The sequence below is a fragment of the Burkholderia sp. NLJ2 genome (genome assembly GCF_049487195.1).
Lineage (GTDB): Bacteria > Pseudomonadota > Gammaproteobacteria > Burkholderiales > Burkholderiaceae > Burkholderia > Burkholderia pyrrocinia.
The window spans coordinates 539,389-559,120 of the sequence record NZ_CP137809.1; the positions used below are offsets into that span (position 1 = coordinate 539,389).

Consider the following 19,732-nt stretch of genomic DNA (forward strand, 5'->3'; position numbering starts at 1 on the left):
GGATCGCCGCGATTGTACCAGCGGCGCTTGACGCTTCACGGCACGTTGCGGCCACGGGACATCGCCATGACATGGCCGTGCGCCGATAATGTGTCGACAGGATTTTCACCGGCGATTCGCTCGAACCCTATCGAGCCAGGAGATTCACATGCGCATTGAAACGTCTTTTCTGTTCGATCTCGACGGCACGCTCGTCGACAGCGTCTATCAGCACGTGCTCGCGTGGAAGGAAGCGCTCGATGCCGAGGGCATCGAACTGTCGGTATGGCGCATCCATCGCAAGATCGGGATGAGCGGCGGCCTGTTCCTGAATCAGCTGCTGCGCGAGACGGCGGGCGACATCGACGCCGAGCGCGTCGAACGGCTCGCGCGGCTGCATGCGGCCGCGTACCAGCGGCTGCGCGCGCAGGTTCGTCCGCTGCCGGGTGCGCGCGAGCTGCTGGCCGCGCTGTCGAGCGCGGGCATCCGCTGGGCGATCGCCACCAGCGGGCGGATGGAAACCGCCGCCATCAATCTCGAAGCGCTCGGCGTCGATCCGGCGAAGCAGGTCGTCGTCACGCGCGACCAGGTCAAGTACGCGAAGCCGGACCCCGACCTGTTCCTGACCGCGGCCGCGCAACTGAACGTGCCGATCGAACACACGGTGGTCGTCGGCGACAGCATCTGGGACATGCTCGCCGCCAGCCGCTGCCGCGCGCTCGGCGTCGGGCTGCTGTCGGGCGGATACGGCAGCGACGAACTGGAACGCGCAGGCGCGCTGCGCGTGTACGACGATCCGGCGGATCTGCTGTGGCATCTCGATGAAATTGCCGCGCGGCCCTGAATCGTCCGGATTCCCGCCGCAGGGCGACACGCCGCGATCGCAGTCGCGGCGGCAGCCATGAATGACCGATGCGCGTCACGCGCAACGGTCCCCGGCCCGAGGCCGGCAGGCGTCAGGCTGTCGCGACACACAGCACCGGCGCGCGAGCGCGACGCCGGTCAGTCGTCGTCGATGCGCTTGTCGATCAGATAACGCCCGCGCTCGACGCCCGCGCGCAGCGCTTCGTTCTCGGTCAGCCATTCGGGGCCGGGGGCCGCCGGCGCGGCCAGCTCGATGCGCGCGCCGCCGACATACACCTGCACCTCGTCGCGCCACGCGCCGCTGTCGTTGCGCCGCGCCCACACGCGGATCTCGTGGCCGCGATACGGGTCGAGAATCTGTGCGTCCTGTTGATGTTGCACGGTGGCCTCCTTTGCCTGTCGGCGGTGACGATGCAACACATGCACGCCGCGCGCCGCGGCGGGCCCTTGCGCACGTTGCGTTCCCGGTGCCGGCCGGCACCGGCCGCGTGCACGTCGAGCCGTTCGATGCCGCGCGGCGTACGTTTCAGCGACCGCGTCTCAATCATGTAAAAACGACAGCCCCGACCACCGGTTTCCCGCGCGCGCCCTGCCGCACGGCACGCCGCGCAGCAGGCACATGCGTTGCGGCAACGCGACGTTATCGACCGCCGCCGCCCGCCCGCGCCAAGCCATGGACTCCACGCCGACCTTCGCTCCGCACATCTATTTTTGCGACGCCCGCCTCGTCGGGCCGCTCGACGCGTGGGGGCAGCCCTTCGCGCATATCGCCGGAATGGGTTTCGATCACGTGCTGGTCGGCGGATTCTGGGCCGCGAGCGTCGCCGGTTTCCCACGCCACGTGGCCGACTTCCATCACCCGGCCCAGACGTTCGCGACCGGCGCAAGCGCACTCGAAACCTTCTCGCGGCTCGCGCAACTCGCAAAAAGCCACGGACTGCGCATGCTGCTCGAAGTCGTGCCGGACCGCATCGCGCGCGAGAACCCGCTGCGCGCCGCGCATCCGGACTGGTACGTCGAGCGCACGCACGACGATGCGCTGATCGACCCGCGCGGCACCGCGCACGCGAACCTCGGCGACGACGCGGCGCGCGACGCGCTGTCGGCGTGGTGGTGCGCGCACCTCGCCGCCTTTGCGGACGCGGGCGCGGCCGGCTTCCTGGTCGACGCGCCGCATCATCTGCCGGCCGACTGGTGGCCCGGCTGGCGCGCGGCGCTACGCCGTACGCGCCCGGACGTCGCGGTGCTCGCCGGCGTGCCCGGCCATGCACGCGACGCGCTCGCGCAGCTCGAAGCGGCCGGGTTCGACGCGGTGTTTTCATCGGTGCGCTGGTGGGACCTGCGCGCACCGTGGTTCGCCGACGAACACCGGCTGCTGCGGCGCATCGGCTCGCCGATCGCGTTTCCCGATGCGCTCGACGGCCCGCGCCTCGCCGACGACTGGCCCGACGCACAGGACGACACCGTCGCACGCGCGTATCGCCGCGCACTGTGGACGGCCGCGGCCGTCGGCACCGGCTGGCTCGCGCCGATGGGCTTCGAGCGCGGCGTCGCGCTGCCGCTGATGTCGCGCGACGCGGGTGCCGATCGCTACCGTACCGCGTTCGAGCGCGCGCGCTTCGACCTGTCGGGCGCGATCGCCGACGCGAACGCGTGGCGTCGCGCGACGCCCGCGGCGGCCGCGCGCGGCGAAATCGCGCAGTTGAGTGCGCCCGGCGCAACCGCGACGGTGCTGCTGCGCGGCACGGGGCCGTCGCTCGAACATGACGACGCGGCATTGCTGATCGCGCTGAATCCCGACCTCGACACCGCGGTAACGGTCGACCCCGCCACGATCCTGCCCGGCGTGCCGGGCGGTTTCACGCGCGTCGTGACGCAGGGTGGCGCGCCAACCCACCCGCCTGCCGTGCTCGAAGCCTTCGCGCTCGAGCCCGGCGCGCACGCGCTGCTGCATGCACGGCGCGCGCCGCCCGTCACGACGCACCCCGACGCCGAGCACGAACGCGCGATGCTGTCGGCCGCCCTCGTGGCCGACCGGATCGCGATCGAGCGCGTCGAGCCGTCGGTCGACGGCGGCCGCTTCGCGGTCAAGCGCGTGATCGGCGAACCGCTCGTCGTGCATGCATCGATCTTCACCGACGGGCACGCGCATCTCGCGGCCGCGCTCCAGTGGCGCGCGGAAGACGACGACGACTGGCGCGAAGTGCCGTTCGAAGCCGAGCCGAACGACCGCTGGCACGCGTGCCTCACGCTCGACCGGCTCGGCCGCCACGCATTTCGCGCGATCGCCTGGCGCGACGAGTGGGCGTCGCTCGCCGACGACATCGCCAAGAAACACGCAGCCGGCCAGGACGTGACGCTCGAACTGCGCGAAGCCCAGCTGCTGCTCGCGACCGCGCTCAAGCTCGCCGATCCGGCCGATGCGCGCGCGGTCCCGCACATGGAACGCCTCGTCGCCGAGTTCAGGGACGCGCCGGCCGCCGAGCGGCTCGCGCTGCTCGCTGCGCCGCCGCTGGCCGACGCGTTCGCCGCGCTGCGCTATCGCCCGTTCGTCACGCACGACGAAACCACCTATCGGGTCGACGTCGAGCGCCGCGCGGCGCGCTTCTCGAGCTGGTACGAGATGTTCCCGCGCTCGGCGAGCGACGATCCGCATCGGCACGGCACGTTCGACGACGTGATCGCGCAACTGCCGCGCATCCGCGACATGGGTTTCGACGTGCTGTATTTCCCGCCGATCCACCCGATCGGCACCGCCGCGCGCAAAGGCCGCAACAACAGCCTCAAAGCCGGCCCCGACGACGTCGGCAGCCCGTACGCGATCGGCTCGCCGGACGGCGGCCACACGGCCGTGCATCCGCAGCTCGGCACGCTCGAATCGTTCCGCGCACTGATCGATGCCGCGCGCGTTCACGGACTCGAGATCGCGCTGGATTTCGCGATCCAGTGCTCGCCGGACCACCCGTGGCTCGCCGCGCATCCGGGCTGGTTCGCGTGGCGGCCCGACGGCTCGCTGCGCTTCGCGGAGAATCCGCCGAAGCGCTATCAGGACATCGTGAACCCCGATTTCTACGCGCCGGACGCACTGCCCGGGCTCTGGCTCGCGCTGCGCGACGCCGTGCAGTTCTGGGTCGACGCGGGCGTGCGGATCTTCCGCGTCGACAATCCGCACACGAAGCCGCTGCCGTTCTGGGCGTGGATGATCGACGACGTGCGCGGCCGGCATCCGGATGTCGTGTTCCTGTCCGAAGCGTTCACGCGGCCGGCGATGATGTACCGGCTCGCGAAGGTCGGCTTCTCGCAGTCGTACACGTACTTCACCTGGCGCGACACGAAGCGCGAGTTCATCGACTACCTGACCGAGCTGGCGACCGGGCCCGCGCGCGACTTCTTCCGGCCGAACTTCTTCGTCAACACGCCCGACATCAACCCGCGCCACCTGCAGAACGCACCGCCCACGCAGTTCGTGATCCGCGCGGCGCTCGCGGCGACGCTGGCCGGTTCATGGGGCATGTACTCGGGTTTCGAGCTCGGCGAATCGGCGCCGCTGCCGGACAGCGAGGAATACGCGAACGCCGAGAAGTACGAGCTGCGCGCGCGCGACTGGAGCCGCGCCGCACACATCGGCGCCGAAGTCGCGCGCCTGAACCGCGCACGGCGCGATCACCCGGCGCTGCAGACGCACCTCGGCATCACGTTCGCCGACGCGGACAACGACGCCGTGCTCGTGTTCGTCAAGGCGACGCCGGCGTTCGACAGTGTCGTCGTCGTCGCGATCAGCCTCGACCCGTGGCAACCGCAGGCGGCGAACTTCACGCTCGACGCCGCGCTGTGGCGCGGCTTCGGGCTCGCCGACGGCGAACCGCTCGACGCGCTCGAACTGGATGCCGCGCACGCGGAACCGTGGCACGGCCATCGCCAGTACGTGTCGCTCGATCCGCACGTGCGGCCGTATGCGATCTGGCGGCTCGCGCCGTCTCCGGGTGCCGCGCGGGCGGCCGCACCCGGGCCCGACGACGCCCGACGACCTTCGGGAGCCCATGGATGATGAAACGCGAAGATTCCCTCGACGACGTGCGCCGCGCGCAGTTCCCGTCGCTCGCGCCGGCCGGCACGCCGCGCCGGCGCCGCGCGCGCCGCCGCGCACCCGCGCTCTGTGCGGACGATCCGCTGTGGTACAAGGACGCGATCATCTACCAGGTGCACGTGAAGTCGTTCTACGACTCGAACAACGACGGCATCGGCGATTTCCCCGGCCTGATCGCGAAGCTCGACTACATCGCCGAACTCGGCGTCGACACGATTTGGCTGCTGCCGTTCTACCCGTCGCCGCGCCGCGACGACGGCTACGACATCGCCGACTATCGCGACGTGCATCCCGACTACGGCACGCTCGCCGACGTGCGGCGCTTCATCCGCGAAGCGCATGCGCGCGGGATCCGCGTGATCGCCGAACTCGTGATCAACCACACGTCGGACCAGCATCCGTGGTTCCAGCGCGCGCGGCGCGCGAAACCGGGCTCGATGCATCGCGACTACTACGTGTGGTCCGACACCGACACGAAATACGCGGGCACGCGGATCATCTTCCTCGATACGGAAACGTCGAACTGGACGCACGACCCGGTCGCCGGCCAGTTCTACTGGCACCGCTTCTATTCGCACCAGCCGGACCTGAACTTCGACAACCCGGCCGTCGTGCGCGAGGTGATCCAGGTGATGCGCTTCTGGCTCGATCTCGGCATCGACGGGCTGCGGCTCGATGCGGTGCCCTATCTCGTCGAGCGCGAAGGCACGAACAACGAGAACCTGCCGGAAACGCACGCGATCCTGAAACGGATCCGCGCGACGATCGACGCCGAGTACCCGAACCGGATGCTGCTCGCGGAAGCCAACCAGTGGCCGGAAGACGTACAGGAATATTTCGGCGACGAGAACGAATGCCACATGGCGTTCCACTTCCCGCTGATGCCGCGCATCTACATGTCGATCGCGAGCGAGGACCGCTTCCCGATCGTCGACATCATGCGGCAGACGCCGGCGCTCGCGCCGAGCAACCAGTGGGCCGTGTTCCTGCGCAACCACGACGAGCTGACGCTCGAGATGGTGACCGATTCGGAGCGCGACCTGCTGTGGCAGACCTATGCGAGCGACCGGCGCGCGCGGCTGAACCTCGGCATCCGGCGCCGGCTCGCGCCGCTGATGGAGCGCGACCGGCGCCGCATCGAGCTGATCAATTCGCTGCTGCTGTCGATGCCCGGCACGCCCGTGATCTATTACGGCGACGAGATCGGAATGGGCGACAACATCCACCTCGGCGACCGCGACGGCGTGCGCACGCCGATGCAGTGGTCGTCGGACCGCAACGGCGGCTTCTCGCGCGCCGACCCCGAACTGCTCGTGCTGCCGCCGGTGATGGGCTCGCTGTACGGTTATGACGCGATCAACGTCGAGGCGCAGACGCGCGACCCGCATTCGCTGCTGAACTGGACGCGCCGCATCCTGTCGACGCGCCGTGCGTCCCAGGCGTTCGGGCGCGGCACAATCCGTTTCCTGCGCCCGGAAAACCGCAAGGTGCTCGCGTACCTGCGCGAGCTGAACGGCGACGATCCGGTGCTGTGCGTCGCGAACCTGTCGCGCGCATCGCAGGCCGTCGAGCTCGACCTGTCGGAATTCGCGGGCCGCGTGCCGATCGAGATGACGTCGGATTCGCCGTTCCCGCCGATCGGCCAGCTCCCGTATCTCCTCACCTTTCCGCCGTACGGGTTCCTGTGGTTCATGCTGGCCGAACACGGCCGCGAGCCGTCGTGGCGGCACCCGCATGCGGAGCCGCTGCCCGAATACGTGACGCTCGTGATGCGGCGCGGCGACACGCGGCCGGACCTCGAACAACTGCACACGCTCGCGCACGATGCGCTGCCGTCGTGGCTCGCGCGGCGGCGTTGGTTCGCATCGAAGGATCGCGCGATCGGCGACGCGCGGCTGAACGTCGTCACGCCGGTGCCGGGCGAGCCGTTCCAGTATGCGGAGGCATGGGTCACGTCCGCGCGCGGCGGTGACACCGAACGCTACGTCGTGCCGCTGGCGGCCGCGTGGGGCGGCGAAACCTCGCAGCCGCTGTTCGCTCAGCTTGCGCTGGCGCGCGTGCGGCGCGGCCATACGGTCGGCTACCTGACCGACGCGTTCGCGCTGCCGGCGTTCGCGCGCGGGATGCTGCGCAAGCTGCGCGACGGCGCGACGGTGCCGACCTCCGACGGCGGCCGGCTCGCGTTCCTGCCGGAAGATGCGCTCGCCGCGCTCGATCCCGGCGACGATGCGGAAGTGCGCTGGCTCGCGGCCGAGCAAAGCAACAGCTCGCTCGTGATCGGCGACGCAATCGTGCTGAAACTCGTGCGCAAGGTCGCGCACAGCGTGCATCCGGAAGCTGAAATGAGCCGGTACCTGACGCGCATCGGCTACGCGAACGCCGCGACGCTCGCGGGCGAGGTCGTGCACGTCGATCCGGACGGCACGCCGCACACGGTCGCGATCCTGCAGCGCTACGTCGACAACCAGGGCGACGCGTGGACGCGTTCGTTCGACTTCCTGCGGCGCGCGGTCGACGAGCTCGCGCTGCCGGCCGCCGACGTAGACGAAGCGGCCGAACACGACGAGGAACCCGACGCGCTGCTCGGCTATGCGGCGTTCGCAGGCATCGTCGGCACGCGGCTCGGCCAGTTGCACGTCGCGCTCGCACAGCCGTCCGACGATCCCGCGTTCGCGCCGGAACGCGCGACACCCAACCACATCGACGGCTGGTGCGCGGATACGATCGCGTCGTTCGAGCGCGCGCTCGACGTGCTGCACACGCGGCTCGATGCGCTCGATCCCGCGATGCGCGCATCGGCCGACACGCTGCTCGCGTCGCGCGACGCCGCCGTGCGCGCACTCGGGGAACTCGTGCCGCGCACGCTCGACGCGCAATGCACGCGGATTCACGGCGATTTCCACCTCGGCCAGGTGCTCGACGTGCAGGGCGACGCGCTGCTGATCGACTTCGAAGGCGAACCGGCGCGCCCGCTCGAACGGCGCCGCGCGAAATCGCATCCGCTGCGCGACGTGGCCGGCCTGCTGCGCTCGCTGTCGTATGTGAGTGCGATCGCGCAGTTCGCAATCGAGAAAGCGCCGCCGCAGGCGGCCGACCGCAAGCGCGCGCTGTTCGACCGTTTCGGGCAGGCCGCCGCCGACCGCTTCGTCGAATGCTATCGCGCGGCCGCCGCGCTCGCGCCCGCGCGCTTCGTCGACCCGCGTTATGCCGATCGCCTGCTCGCGCTGTTCCTGATCGACAAGGCATCGTACGAGCTGTGCTACGAGGCCGCGAACCGGCCCGACTGGCTGAGCGTGCCGGTCGGCGGGCTCGCGGCGCTGATCGAGCGCCTGCTCGACGACGGCAGCGCGCCCGAACCCGGAGGCACGCGATGACCGACACGCTGTTCGAACAGGCCGACATCGACGCGCTGCTCGGCGGCCGCCATCCCGATCCGTTCGCGTGTCTCGGCCCGCACGGGCAGGCCGACCGCATCGTCGTGCGCGCGCTGCTGCCCGGCGCCGAACGCGTGCGCGCGCTGTCGCCGGATGGCGACGAACTCGGTGCGCTCGCATGCGTCGACCGCGCCGGCTGCTTCGCCGGCACGATCACGCATAACGGCGGGGTTCCCCGTTACCTGCTTGCAATCGACTGGCCGAACGCGCGGCAGGTGACCGACGACGCGTATGCGTTCGGCACGCTGCTCGACGACGTGGCGCTCGCGCGCTTCTCGTCCGGCGATCCGGCCGCCGTGCTCGACTGCCTGGGCGCGACGCCCGCGCGCATCGACGGCACCGACGGCGTGCGCTTCGCGGTGTGGGCGCCGAACGCGCAGCGCGTGTCGGTGGTCGGCGATTTCAACGGATGGGACGGCCGCCGCCACCCGATGCGGCTGCGGCAGCCGTCGGGCGTGTGGGAGCTGTTCGTGCCGGGTATCGGCGCGGGCGAGCACTACAAGTACGAGCTGCGCGCGGCCGACGGGCGCGTGCTGCCGCACAAGGCCGATCCGTGCGCGCGCGCGACGGAAGCGCCGCCGCGCACGGCGTCCGTCGTCGCCGATGTCGCGGCGCTCGACGCGTTCGCGTGGCGCGACGACGGCTGGATGCATGCGCGGCCGCATGCCGACCGCTACCGCATGCCGTGGTCGATCTACGAGGTGCATCCGGAGTCGTGGCAGCGCGTGCCCGAGGAGATGGACCGCAGCGCAACGTGGGACGAGCTTGCCGAGCGGCTGATTCCGTATGTGTACGGGATGGGCTTCACGCACGTCGAGTTCATGCCGATCGCCGAATACCCGTTCGGCGGCTCGTGGGGCTACCAGCCGCTCGCGCAGTTCGCGCCGTCCGCGCGCTTCGGGCCGGTCGACGGCTTCGCGCGGTTTGTCGACCGCGCGCATGCGGCCGGCATCGGCGTGATCGTCGACTGGGTGCCCGCGCACTTCCCCGACGATCCGCATGGCCTCGCGCAGCTCGACGGCACCGCGCTGTACGAGCATGCCGATCCGCGCGAAGGGCTGCATCCCGACTGGCACACGTGTGTGTTTAACGTCGGCCGTACCGAGGTCGGCGCGTTCCTCGTCGCGTCGGCGCTCGCGTGGGCGCGCCGCTATCACGTCGACGGCATCCGTGTCGACGCGGTCGCATCGATGCTGTACCGCGACTATTCGCGCAACGAAGGCGAATGGGTGCCGAACGTGCACGGCGGGCGCGAAAACCTCGAATCGGTCGCGTTCCTGCGCATGCTGAACGACACGCTGCACGGTGCGGCCGCGCCGGCCGGCGTCGTCACCGTCGCGGAAGAGTCGACCGCGTGGCCCGGCGTCACCGCGCCGACCGGCAACGGCGGGCTCGGCTTCGACTTCAAGTGGAACATGGGGTGGATGCACGACACGCTCGCGTATCTGCGCGAGGACCCGATCCACCGCCGCTATCACCACGACCGGATGACGTTCGGGCTCATCTACGCGTTTTCCGAGCGCTTCGTGCTGCCGCTGTCGCACGACGAGGTCGTGCACGGCAAGGGCTCGCTCGTCGCGAAGATGCCTGGCGACGCGTGGCAGCGGCTCGCGACGCTGCGCGCGTACTACGGCTTCATGTGGGCGCATCCCGGCAAGAAGCTGCTGTTCATGGGCAACGAATTCGCGCAATGGGCCGAGTTCGCGCACGACGCGAAGCCGCACTGGGACCTGCTCGACGCGCCCGCGCATCGCGGCGTGCAGCGGCTCGTGCGCGACCTGAACCGCACCTACGCGGCCGAACCGGCACTGCACGCGCTCGACTGCTACGCGGCCGGCTTCGCCTGGCTGATCGGCGACGATCGCGACAACAGCGTGTTCGCGTTCGCGCGCCGCGACGATGCGGGGCACGTGGTGGTCGCCGTCTGCAACTTCACGCCGGTGCCGCGCACCGGTTACCGCCTCGGGTTACCCGCGCCGGGACCGTGGCGCGAACTGATGAACACCGATGCCGCGTCGTACGGCGGCACCGATGCCGGCAACGACGGCGCCGTGTGGGCCGAAGCGGTACCCGCGCACGGCGAGGCGTGGTCGGCGGCGCTGCGTCTGCCGCCGCTTGCAACGCTGTGGCTGAGCCCTGCCTGATTTCCCGCGCCCTCGACACGGAGATTCGCCCCATGCCGACCGCCCTGCCCGCCCGTCTCGAATCCGGCCGCCGCTATCCGCTCGGCGCGACCTGGGACGGCCTCGGAACCAACTTCGCGGTGTTTTCCGCGCACGCGCAGCGCATCCAGCTGTGCGTGTTCGATCCGACCGGCCGCAAGGAACTCGCGCGCCTCGACCTGCCCGAATGCACCGACGAGGTGTGGCACGGCTACCTGCCCAACGCGCATCCGGGCACCGTGTACGGCTTTCGCGCGGACGGCCCGTACCAGCCGCAGCACGGCCATCGCTTCAACCCGACCAAGCTGCTGCTCGATCCGTACGCGCGCAAGCTGGTCGGCCAGTTTCGCTGGGCGGACGCGCTGTTCGGCTATCGCGTGCATTCGAACCGCGCGGACCTGTCGATGGACCGGCGCGACTCGGCACCGGCGATGCCGAAAGGCGTGGTGGTCGACGAGGCGTTCGACTGGAGCACCGACCGGCGCCCGCGCGTGCCGTGGCGCAGCACGGTGATCTACGAGACGCACGTGCGCGGCGCATCGATGCGCCGTGCCGGGTTGCGCGTGCCCGAACGCGGCACGTTCGCGGCGTTCGCGCATCCGGCGTTCATCGATCACCTGCTGTCGATCGGCGTGACGACGGTCGAGCTGCTGCCCATCCACGCGTTCCTGCAGCAGCGCGCGCTCGTGAACCGCGGGCTGCGCAACTACTGGGGCTACGACACGGCCGCGTTCTTCGCGCCGGAGCCGTCGTATCTCGCGACGCGGCGGCTCGACGAGATGCGCATCGCGATCCGCCAGCTGCACGCGGCCGGCATCGAGGTCGTGCTCGACGTCGTCTACAACCATACGTGCGAAGGCAACGAGCTTGGCCCGACGCTGTCGTGGCGCGGCCTCGACAACGCGAGCTACTACCGGCTCGTGCCGGACGACCATCGCTTTCATGTCGACGAGACGGGCTGCGGCAACACGCTGAACCTGTCGCATCCGCGCGTCGTGCAGATGGTGATGGATTCGCTGCGCTACTGGGCCACCGCGTTCAACGTCGACGGCTTCCGCTTCGATCTCGGCGTGACGCTCGGCCGCGAGGATCACGGCTTCGACCCCGGCGCGGGATTTTTCGACGCGCTGCGGCAGGACCCGGTGCTCGCGCAGCGCAAGCTGATCACCGAGCCGTGGGATCTCGGCCCCGGCGGCTACCAGCTCGGCCGCCATCCGCCCGGCTTCGCCGAATGGAACGACCGCTTTCGCGACACCGTGCGGCGCTTCTGGCGCGGCGACGCGGGCCAGCGGCCGGAGCTCGCCGCGCGGCTCGCGGGGTCGGCCGACCTGTTCAATCATCACCGGCGCCATACGTGGGCGTCGGTCAATTTCGTCACCGCGCACGACGGCTTCACGCTCACCGATCTCGTGACGTATGCATCGAAACACAACGACGCGAACGGCGAGCACAACCGCGACGGCCGCGACGACAACTGCAGCGCGAACTGGGGCGTCGAAGGGCCGACCACGGACGCGGCGATCCACGCGGTGCGCGCGCGCGTCGCGCGCTCGATGCTCGCGACGCTGTTCACCGCGCTCGGCACGCCGATGCTGGTCGCCGGCGACGAATTCGGCCGCACGCAGCACGGCAACAACAACGCGTACTGCCAGGACAACGAACTGTCCTGGCTCGACTGGGACCTGGCGCGCAGCGACGAAGCCGTGAAGCTGATGCGCTTCGTGTCGCGGCTCGCCGCGCTGCGGCGCATGTACCCGGTGATGTCGACGCCGCGCTATCCGTCGGGCGATCGCGACGGCGCGCCAGGCATGGCCGAGATCGACTGGTTCGACGAACGCGGCGACGCGATGACCGTGCCCGCGTGGCAGGACCGCGAGCGCCGCGCGCTGACGATGCGGCGCGTCGGCCTGGGCCGCACCGGGCGCACCGAGACGCTGCTCGTGATGCTGAACGCGTCGTCCGAGACGATCACGTTCGCGCCGCCCGCGCCCGTGCTCGACTACCGCGTGCTGGTCGACACGGCCACGCCGGACGCCGGCCCGCGCGCGTGGCCGGCCGCCGGTCTGGACGTCGCCGCGCACGCGGCCGCGATCGCGGTCGCGGCCGTGCCGCCCGACCGGCATTCGCGAGGACCGTCATGACATCCCGTTCCCCCCGTTCGCCCGGCACGCACGCGTTCGCATCGTCGTTCGGCGCGACCTGCATCGATGCGGGCCGCACACGCTTCCGGCTGTGGGCGCCCGCGAGCCGCACCGCGGCCGTCGAACTGCATGGCGGGCCATCCATAGCGATGACGGCCGCCGGCGACGGCTGGTTCGACGCGGTCGCGCCGTGCGGCCCCGGCACGCTGTATCGCTACCTGCTCGACGGCGGTCTCGCCGTGCCCGATCCCGCGTCGCGTTTCCAGCCGTACGACGTGCACGGCCCGAGCCAGGTCGTCGATCCGGCCGCCTATCGCTGGCGTCACGACGCGTGGCGCGGCCGCCCGTGGCACGAGACGGTGCTGTACGAACTGCACGTCGGCGCGTGCGGCGGCTACGCGAGCGTCGAGCGGCGCCTGCCGGCCATCGCCGCGCTCGGCGTGACGGCGATCGAGCTGATGCCCGTCAATGCGTTCCCCGGCATGCGCAACTGGGGTTACGACGGCGTGCTGCCGTTCGCGCCCGATGCGTCGTACGGCCGGCCCGACGAACTGAAGGCGCTCGTCGACGCCGCGCACGAGCTCGGGCTGCAGATGTTCCTCGACGTCGTCTACAACCACTTCGGCCCCGACGGCAACCTGCTGCCGCGCTACGCGCCCGCGTTCTTCCGCACCGACCGGCAAACGGCGTGGGGGCCCGCGATCGACTTCGCATGCGCGCAGACGAGCGCGTTCTTCATCGACAACGCGCTCTACTGGCTCGACGAATACCGTTTCGACGGGCTGCGCATCGACGCCGCGCATGCGATCGACGACGATGCGTGGCTGCGCGAGCTCGCGCGCCGCGTGCGCGCGCATGCGGGCGACGCACGCCACGTGCATCTCGTGCTCGAGAACGAACGCAATGCGGCGAGCCTGCTCGGGCCCGGGCGCTTCGACGCGCAATGGAACGACGATTTCCACAACAGCGCGCACGTGCTGCTGACCGGCGAGCGCAACGGCTATTACCGCGCGTACGCCGACGCGCCGCTGCGCCATTTCGCGCGCACGCTCGGCGAAGGGTTCGCGTACCAGGGCGAACCGTCGCCGCTGCATGACGGTGCCGCGCGCGGCGAGCCGAGCACGCACCTGCCGCCGACCGCATTTGTCACGTTCCTGCAGAACCACGACCAGATCGGCAACCGCGCGTTCGGCGAACGGCTGCGCACGCTCGCCAACGACGACGCGCTGCGCGCGGCCACCGCGCTGATGCTGCTCGCACCGCAGATTCCGCTGCTGTTCATGGGCGAGGAGGACGGCAGCACGCAGCCGTTCCAGTTCTTCACCGACTATCGCGGCGCGCTCGCCGACGCCGTACGCGAAGGCCGGCGCCGCGAATTCGCGGCGTTTCCCGCGTTCGCCGATCCCGCGCATCGCGATGCGATTCCCGACCCGAACGATATCGCGACGTTCGTGCGCTCGTTGTCGAAGCACCCGGCCGACGACGCATGGCCCGACGCCGATGCATGGCGGCACTTCTACCGCAGCGCGCTGGCCGTTCGCGCAGCGCTCGTGACGCCGCACCTGGCCGGCGCGCGTGCGCTCGGCGTCGAGCTGCTCGCGGGCGACGGCGAACCGCAAGCGCTCGCCGCTCGCTGGCGTCTCGGCAACGGCAGCACGCTGACGATCGCGCTGAACCTCGGCTCGCACGACGCGGCGCTGCCCCGGCTGCCGGTCGGCAAGATCGTGTTCGAGACGCCGCCGCGCGCGCGCGACCGGCTGCGGGATCTGCGCCTGCCGCCGCGCACATGCATCGCATGGCGCGACGGCGCGGTCAACCACGATGCGCTGAATCACCGCACGAACGGGCGGGACCGATCATGACCACGGACGTATCGATCGCGGAACTCGCCCGTTCCGCGGGACTGGAAACCGACTGGACCGACGCGGGCGGCGTCACGCGGCGGGTGGCCAACGATGCGCTCGCCGCGCTCGTCGACGCACTCGGCTGGCCGTGCGGCACGGCGCGCCAGCGCGTCGGCAGTGCCGCGGCGCTCGCCGATGCGAACGCGGCGCCGCCGCGCATCGTCACCGGCGAAGCCGGCCTGCCGCTGACGCTGCCGCATACGATCGCGCCGCCGGGCACGCGCTTCCGGGTCGCGCTCGAAACGGGCGGCTACGTCGACGGTCGTGTGGGCAGTGCCGGCGAGGACGGCACGCTGCCGCCGCTCGCGATGCCCGGCTATCACGCGCTCGAGATCGGCGAGCAGCGCATCGGGCTCGCGATCGCGCCGCCGCGCGCGCCCCCGTTGCACGCGTTCGCGCGTGCGGCGGATGCGGGCAGCCGCTGGGGGATCGCCGCGCAGCTCTACAGCCTGCGCCGCACCGGCGACGACGGCGCGGGCGACTACACCGCGCTCGCGCGGCTCGCCGCGCACGCGGCGCGGCACGGCGCGCAGGCGGTGGCGATCAGCCCGACGCACGCAGGCTATCCGGCGCTGCCCGCGCACGACAGCCCGTATTCGCCGTCGTCGCGCCGCTGGCACAACGTCGCGTATCTCGACTGCGATGCGGTGCCGGACGCCGCGGCCGTGCTTCACGCGCGCGACGATGCGGCCGACGCGCCGCTGATCGACTGGCCGCGCGTGCTGCCGATGAAACTGCGCCGCCTGCGCGCGGGCTTCGATGCATGGCGTGCCAACGATGCCCCGTTGCGCGACGCCTACCAGCGCTTTCGCGCGGCCGGCGGCGCGGCGCTCGACGCGCATGCGCGTTTCGACGCGCTGCAGGCGTTTTGCGTCGAACACGGGATCGGCTCGGACTGGCGGCAATGGCCGGCGCCGTGGCGCACGCCGTCATCGGCCGAAGTCGATGCGTTCGCGCACACGCATGCCGACACAATCGCATTCCACACGTTCCTGCAATGGTGCGCATCGCGCGCACTCGGCGACGCGCAGCATGCGGCACGCGGCGCGGGCATGGCGACCGGACTGATCGCCGATCTCGCGGTCGGCTCCGATCGCGCAGGCAGCGACGCATGGGCGCACGGCGCGACGCTGCTGCGCGGCGTATCGCTCGGCGCGCCGCCCGACCTGTTCAATGCGGCCGGCCAGGCGTGGGGCGTCACGACGTGGACACCTGCCGCGCTGCGTGTGGACGGTTTCGCGCCGTTCATCGACTTGTTGCGCGCGGCGTTCGCCCATGCGGGCGGCATCCGCATCGACCATGTGCTCGGCTTCGCGCGGATGTGGATCGTGCCGGACGGGGGCACGCCGCGCGACGGCGCATACCTGCGCTATCCGGTCGACGATCTCGTGCGGCTCGTCGCGCTCGAAGCGGCACGCCATCGCGCGATCGCAATCGGCGAGGATCTCGGCACGGTGCCGGCCGGTTTGCGCCAACGTCTCGGCGCGCAAGGGATCGCCGGGATGCGCGTGCTGTGGTTCGAGCGCGATGCGAACGGCGCGTTCCGGCCGCCGTCCACGTGGGATCGCGATGCGATCGCGATGTCGTCGACGCACGATTTGCCGACCGTGGCCGGCTGGTGGCGCGGAGTCGATCTGGCGTGGCGGCGGGTGGCGGCCGACACCGGGAAGCAGCAAAACGGCGCGGTCGAAAGCGCGCCGGGCGACGCGAGTGCGCAAGACGCGGACGACATCGCGCAAAGCGCCGACGGCGGGCATGACACCGTACCCCGCACGGAAGCAGATGGCGCCACGCCCCCGCCCGCATCCCTTTCCAACCTGATCGCCGATCAGGCGGAACGCGCAACCGAACGCGCGGCGCTGTGGCACGCGTTGCAGCACGCGGGTTGCGTGCCCGCCGACAGCGCCGTGCCGCCGGCCGACGCGCCGCCCGTGGGCGCGATACTCGCGTACGTCGCGCTCAGCCCGTCGCCGCTCGCGATCCTGCCGCTCGAGGATCTGCTCGGGCTGGATGCGCAGCCGAACCTGCCGGGGCCGCCGTGCGGCCATCCGAACTGGCTGCGGCGCCTGCCGCGCACCGTCGACACGCTGTTCGACGCCGACGTGCGCAAGCGCATCGCGGCCGTCGTGCACGCGCGCCGCTCGCGGGAGCACGACGCATGACGCCGCGCGCGACGCTGCGGCTTCAGCTGCATGCGGGTTTCACGTTCGACGATGCGGCCACGCACGCCGACTACTTCGCGCGCGTCGGCGTAAGCCACCTGTACCTGTCGCCGGTCTCGACGGCCGAGCCCGGCTCGCTGCATGGCTACGACACCGTCGACTACGGCTCGGTCAGCGCCGAACTCGGCGGCGAAGCCGGCCTGGTCCGGCTCGTCGGCGCGCTGCGCGCGCGCGGCATCGGCGTGATCGTCGATATCGTGCCGAACCACATGAGCGTGGGCGGCGCGTCGAACGGCTGGTGGAACGACGTGCTCGAATGGGGGCCGGCGAGCCCGTACGCGCGCTGCTTCGACATCGACTGGCATCCGCCCGACGCGGCGCTCGACGGCAAGGTGCTGCTGCCCTGCCTCGGCACGCCATACGGCGACGCGCTCGCGGCCGGCGACATCGCGCTCGGCGCCGATCCGGCGACCGGCCGCTTCTTCGTTGCGTGCCCGGGGCGGCAGTTGCCCGTGGCCGCCGCGACCTATGCGGACATCCTGTGCACCGCGAACCGCGCGGACCTGAACGCGCTCGCCGAACGCTTCTGCGCCGTGCCGGCGCGCGGTAGCGCCCGGCTGGCCGCCGCGCACGCCGCGTTGCGCGATTTCGCGATCGAGCACGGCCCGCATGCGTTCGACGCCGTGCTGAGCGGCGCCGATCCGCGCCACGCACGCTCTCGCGCGTGCCTGCACCGGCTGCTCGAACGCCAGCACTACCGGCTCGCGTGGTGGCGCACGGCCGCGGACGAACTGAACTGGCGGCGCTTCTTCGACATCGCGACGCTCGCGGGCATCCGCATCGACGACGATGCGGTGTTCGACGCCGTCCATGCGCTGCCGCTGCGCCTTTACGCGGCCGGGCACATCGACGGCGTGCGCGTCGATCACGTCGACGGGCTCGCCGATCCGCGCGCGTACTGCCGGCGACTGCACGCGCAGCTCGCGGCGCAGCGCGACGAGCCGCCGTACGTCGTCGTCGAAAAAATCCTGGCGCCCGGCGAGGCGCTGCGCGACGACTGGGCCGTCGACGGCACGACCGGCTACGACTTCATGAACGACGTCGGCGCGCTGCTGCACGACCCGGCCGGCGCCGCGCCGCTGGCCGCCCACTGGGCGGCCGTGTCCGGCTCGTCGCGCACGTTCGCGCGGGAAGCGCTGGACGGCAAGCGGCGCGTGCTGATGCGCCAGCTCGCCGCCGAGCATGCGCGCGTCGCGCGAGCGCTGCACGGCATTGCACGTGCGTCGCCCGCGACGCGCGACGTCAGTCTGGTCGCGATTCAGCGCGTGCTGGGCGAACTCGCGATACGGCTGCCCGTATACCGGATGTATCCGGCGCAGGACGACGCGCCCGCCGACCTCGACCGCCAGGTGCTCGCGCATGCGTACGAAGGGGCTTGCGCGGCCGTCGATCCGGCCGACCGCCACGCGCTCGATCGTGTCGCCGCGTGGCTCGGGTTGCCGGTCGTACGCGTGCCGCGCGCGAACGCCGCCGCGCTGCATGCGGCCCGCGTCGCGTTCGCGCAGCTCACCGCGCCGCTCGCCGCGAAGGGTGTCGAGGATACGGCCTGCTATCGCTACGGACGGCTGCTGTCGCGCAACGAGGTCGGCGCCGACGCGAGCGACTTCAGCCTGTCGCGCGGCGCGTTCCATGCGCGCAACCGGCGCCGCGCTCGAAGCGTGCCGCATACGCTCGTCGCGACGGCCACGCACGACCACAAACGCGGCGAGGATGCGCGCGCGCGGCTCGCGGTGCTCAGCGAGATGCCGGACGCATGGCGTGCGGCATCGCTCGACTGGTCCGCGCTCAACCGGCCCCATCGCGGCGGCGCGCATCGCGACCTGGCGTGGGCGCCGGGGCCGCCCGCCGAGGCGATGCTGTACCAGACGCTCGTCGGCTGCTGGCCGCCGTCGCTGGCGCCCGACGACACGGCGGGGCTCGCGGCGCTCGCCGAGCGCGTGGTGCGCTGGCAGACGAAGGCGCTGCGCGAAGCGAAGCGGCATACGGACTGGCTCGCGCCCGAAACGGACTACGAGCGCGCTTGCGAAGCGTTCGTCCGCGCGATCCTGACGCCGCGCGGCGCCGGCGATTTCGCGCACCGGCTGCATGCGTTCGTTGCGCGGATCGCGCCGGCCGGCATCGTCAACAGCCTGACGCAGACGGCACTGCGGATCGCGTCCCCCGGCGTGCCCGATCTGTATCAAGGTACCGAGCGATGGGATCACTCGCTCGTCGATCCGGACAACCGGCGCGACGTGCCGTTCGCGGCGCTGGCAGCCGAGCGCGTCGACGGGCCGGTTGCGTCGTACCTGCCGGCCTGGCCGGATGCGCGCGTGAAGCGGGCGCTGGTCGAACGGATGCTCGCGCTGCGCGCGCGGTGGCCGGCGACGTTCGCCAACGGTGCGTATGTCCCGTTGCGCGTGCGCGGCGCGCTCAGGCGTCACGCGATTGCGTTCGCACGGTGCGACGATGCGGCGACGGTCGTGGTTGTCGCGACGCGTCTTGCGTGCGGGCTGCTCGGCGATGTGCCGCGGTTGCCGCGCGTGGAGCCCGCGCGATGGGGCGATACGGCGGTCGTGTTGTCGCGTGGCGTCAAAGGGCCCTGGATGGACTGGCTGAACGCGCGGGACGGCATCGATGTGCCGGATGGCTTGATCAGGCTCGATCACTGTCTGGCTGCGATGCCTGTTGCCGTACTCGTCGCGGTTCGCCCAACGGATCGGGATCCCTCAATCGCCCGGTCATAATCGAATTTATGCAAAACGGTCCGCGGATAATCGTTTTTTGTACGCCCAAAATCGATTTGTGCCCGGAACGGGCGTTCATAATCGATTTTGCGCAACGGCTGGCCCGCCTGACAGCAGGAAGCTTTCATATGGTCGAATTACCCGACGATCCAATCGGGGCTGCATGGCTGATCGCGAACTGTGATGTCGCGGTATCCCTGGCCTTTCGCGGCG

General features: G+C 71.1%; 9 protein-coding genes. 8 read left to right on the forward strand and 1 reads right to left on the reverse strand.

The window, feature by feature from the left end; genetic code table 11:
- Positions 1 to 148: 148 nt before the first annotated feature.
- Complete coding sequence (locus R9B84_RS19035) at positions 149 to 823, forward strand: HAD family hydrolase (RefSeq protein WP_219139572.1); 675 nt, start codon at positions 149 to 151, stop codon at positions 821 to 823.
- A gap of 158 nt (positions 824 to 981) precedes the next feature.
- Here the strand turns inward: R9B84_RS19035 and R9B84_RS19040 are convergent, their stop codons facing one another.
- Positions 982 to 1,224 (reverse strand): DUF6566 family protein, encoded by a 243-nt coding sequence (locus R9B84_RS19040; RefSeq protein ID WP_423760906.1) that lies wholly within the window; start codon positions 1,222 to 1,224, stop codon positions 982 to 984.
- Positions 1,225 to 1,516: 292 nt separating this feature from the next.
- Between R9B84_RS19040 and R9B84_RS19045 the strand changes: the two genes are divergently transcribed.
- Genes R9B84_RS19045 through treY form a run of 7 tightly spaced genes read left to right on the forward strand, consistent with a single transcriptional unit; the run spans position 1,517 to position 19,519 of the window.
- A complete protein-coding gene (locus R9B84_RS19045) occupies positions 1,517 to 4,891 on the forward strand; it encodes a maltotransferase domain-containing protein (RefSeq protein WP_423760907.1) in 3,375 nt (1,124 codons plus the stop codon).
- Positions 4,891 to 8,304: a maltose alpha-D-glucosyltransferase gene (treS, locus tag R9B84_RS19050; RefSeq protein WP_423760991.1), complete on the forward strand. Its 3,414-nt coding sequence runs from the start codon at positions 4,891 to 4,893 to the stop codon at positions 8,302 to 8,304. The genes R9B84_RS19045 and treS overlap by 1 nt, the downstream gene beginning before the upstream one ends.
- Complete coding sequence (gene glgB / locus R9B84_RS19055; RefSeq protein WP_423760908.1) at positions 8,301 to 10,508, forward strand: 1,4-alpha-glucan branching protein GlgB; 2,208 nt, start codon at positions 8,301 to 8,303, stop codon at positions 10,506 to 10,508. Before treS ends, glgB begins: the two co-directional genes overlap by 4 nt.
- A 32-nt stretch (positions 10,509 to 10,540) precedes the next feature.
- Complete coding sequence (gene glgX, locus R9B84_RS19060; RefSeq protein WP_423760909.1) at positions 10,541 to 12,667, forward strand: glycogen debranching protein GlgX; 2,127 nt, start codon at positions 10,541 to 10,543, stop codon at positions 12,665 to 12,667.
- On the forward strand, positions 12,664 to 14,529 hold the full coding sequence (treZ, locus tag R9B84_RS19065) for a malto-oligosyltrehalose trehalohydrolase (RefSeq protein WP_423760910.1): 1,866 nt from the start codon (positions 12,664 to 12,666) through the stop codon (positions 14,527 to 14,529). The genes glgX and treZ overlap by 4 nt, the downstream gene beginning before the upstream one ends.
- A complete protein-coding gene (gene malQ / locus R9B84_RS19070) occupies positions 14,526 to 16,733 on the forward strand; it encodes a 4-alpha-glucanotransferase (protein ID WP_423760911.1) in 2,208 nt (735 codons plus the stop codon). The genes treZ and malQ overlap by 4 nt, the downstream gene beginning before the upstream one ends.
- On the forward strand, positions 16,730 to 19,519 hold the full coding sequence (treY, locus tag R9B84_RS19075) for a malto-oligosyltrehalose synthase (protein WP_423760912.1): 2,790 nt from the start codon (positions 16,730 to 16,732) through the stop codon (positions 19,517 to 19,519). The genes malQ and treY overlap by 4 nt, the downstream gene beginning before the upstream one ends.
- The last annotated feature ends 213 nt before the right edge of the window (positions 19,520 to 19,732 follow it).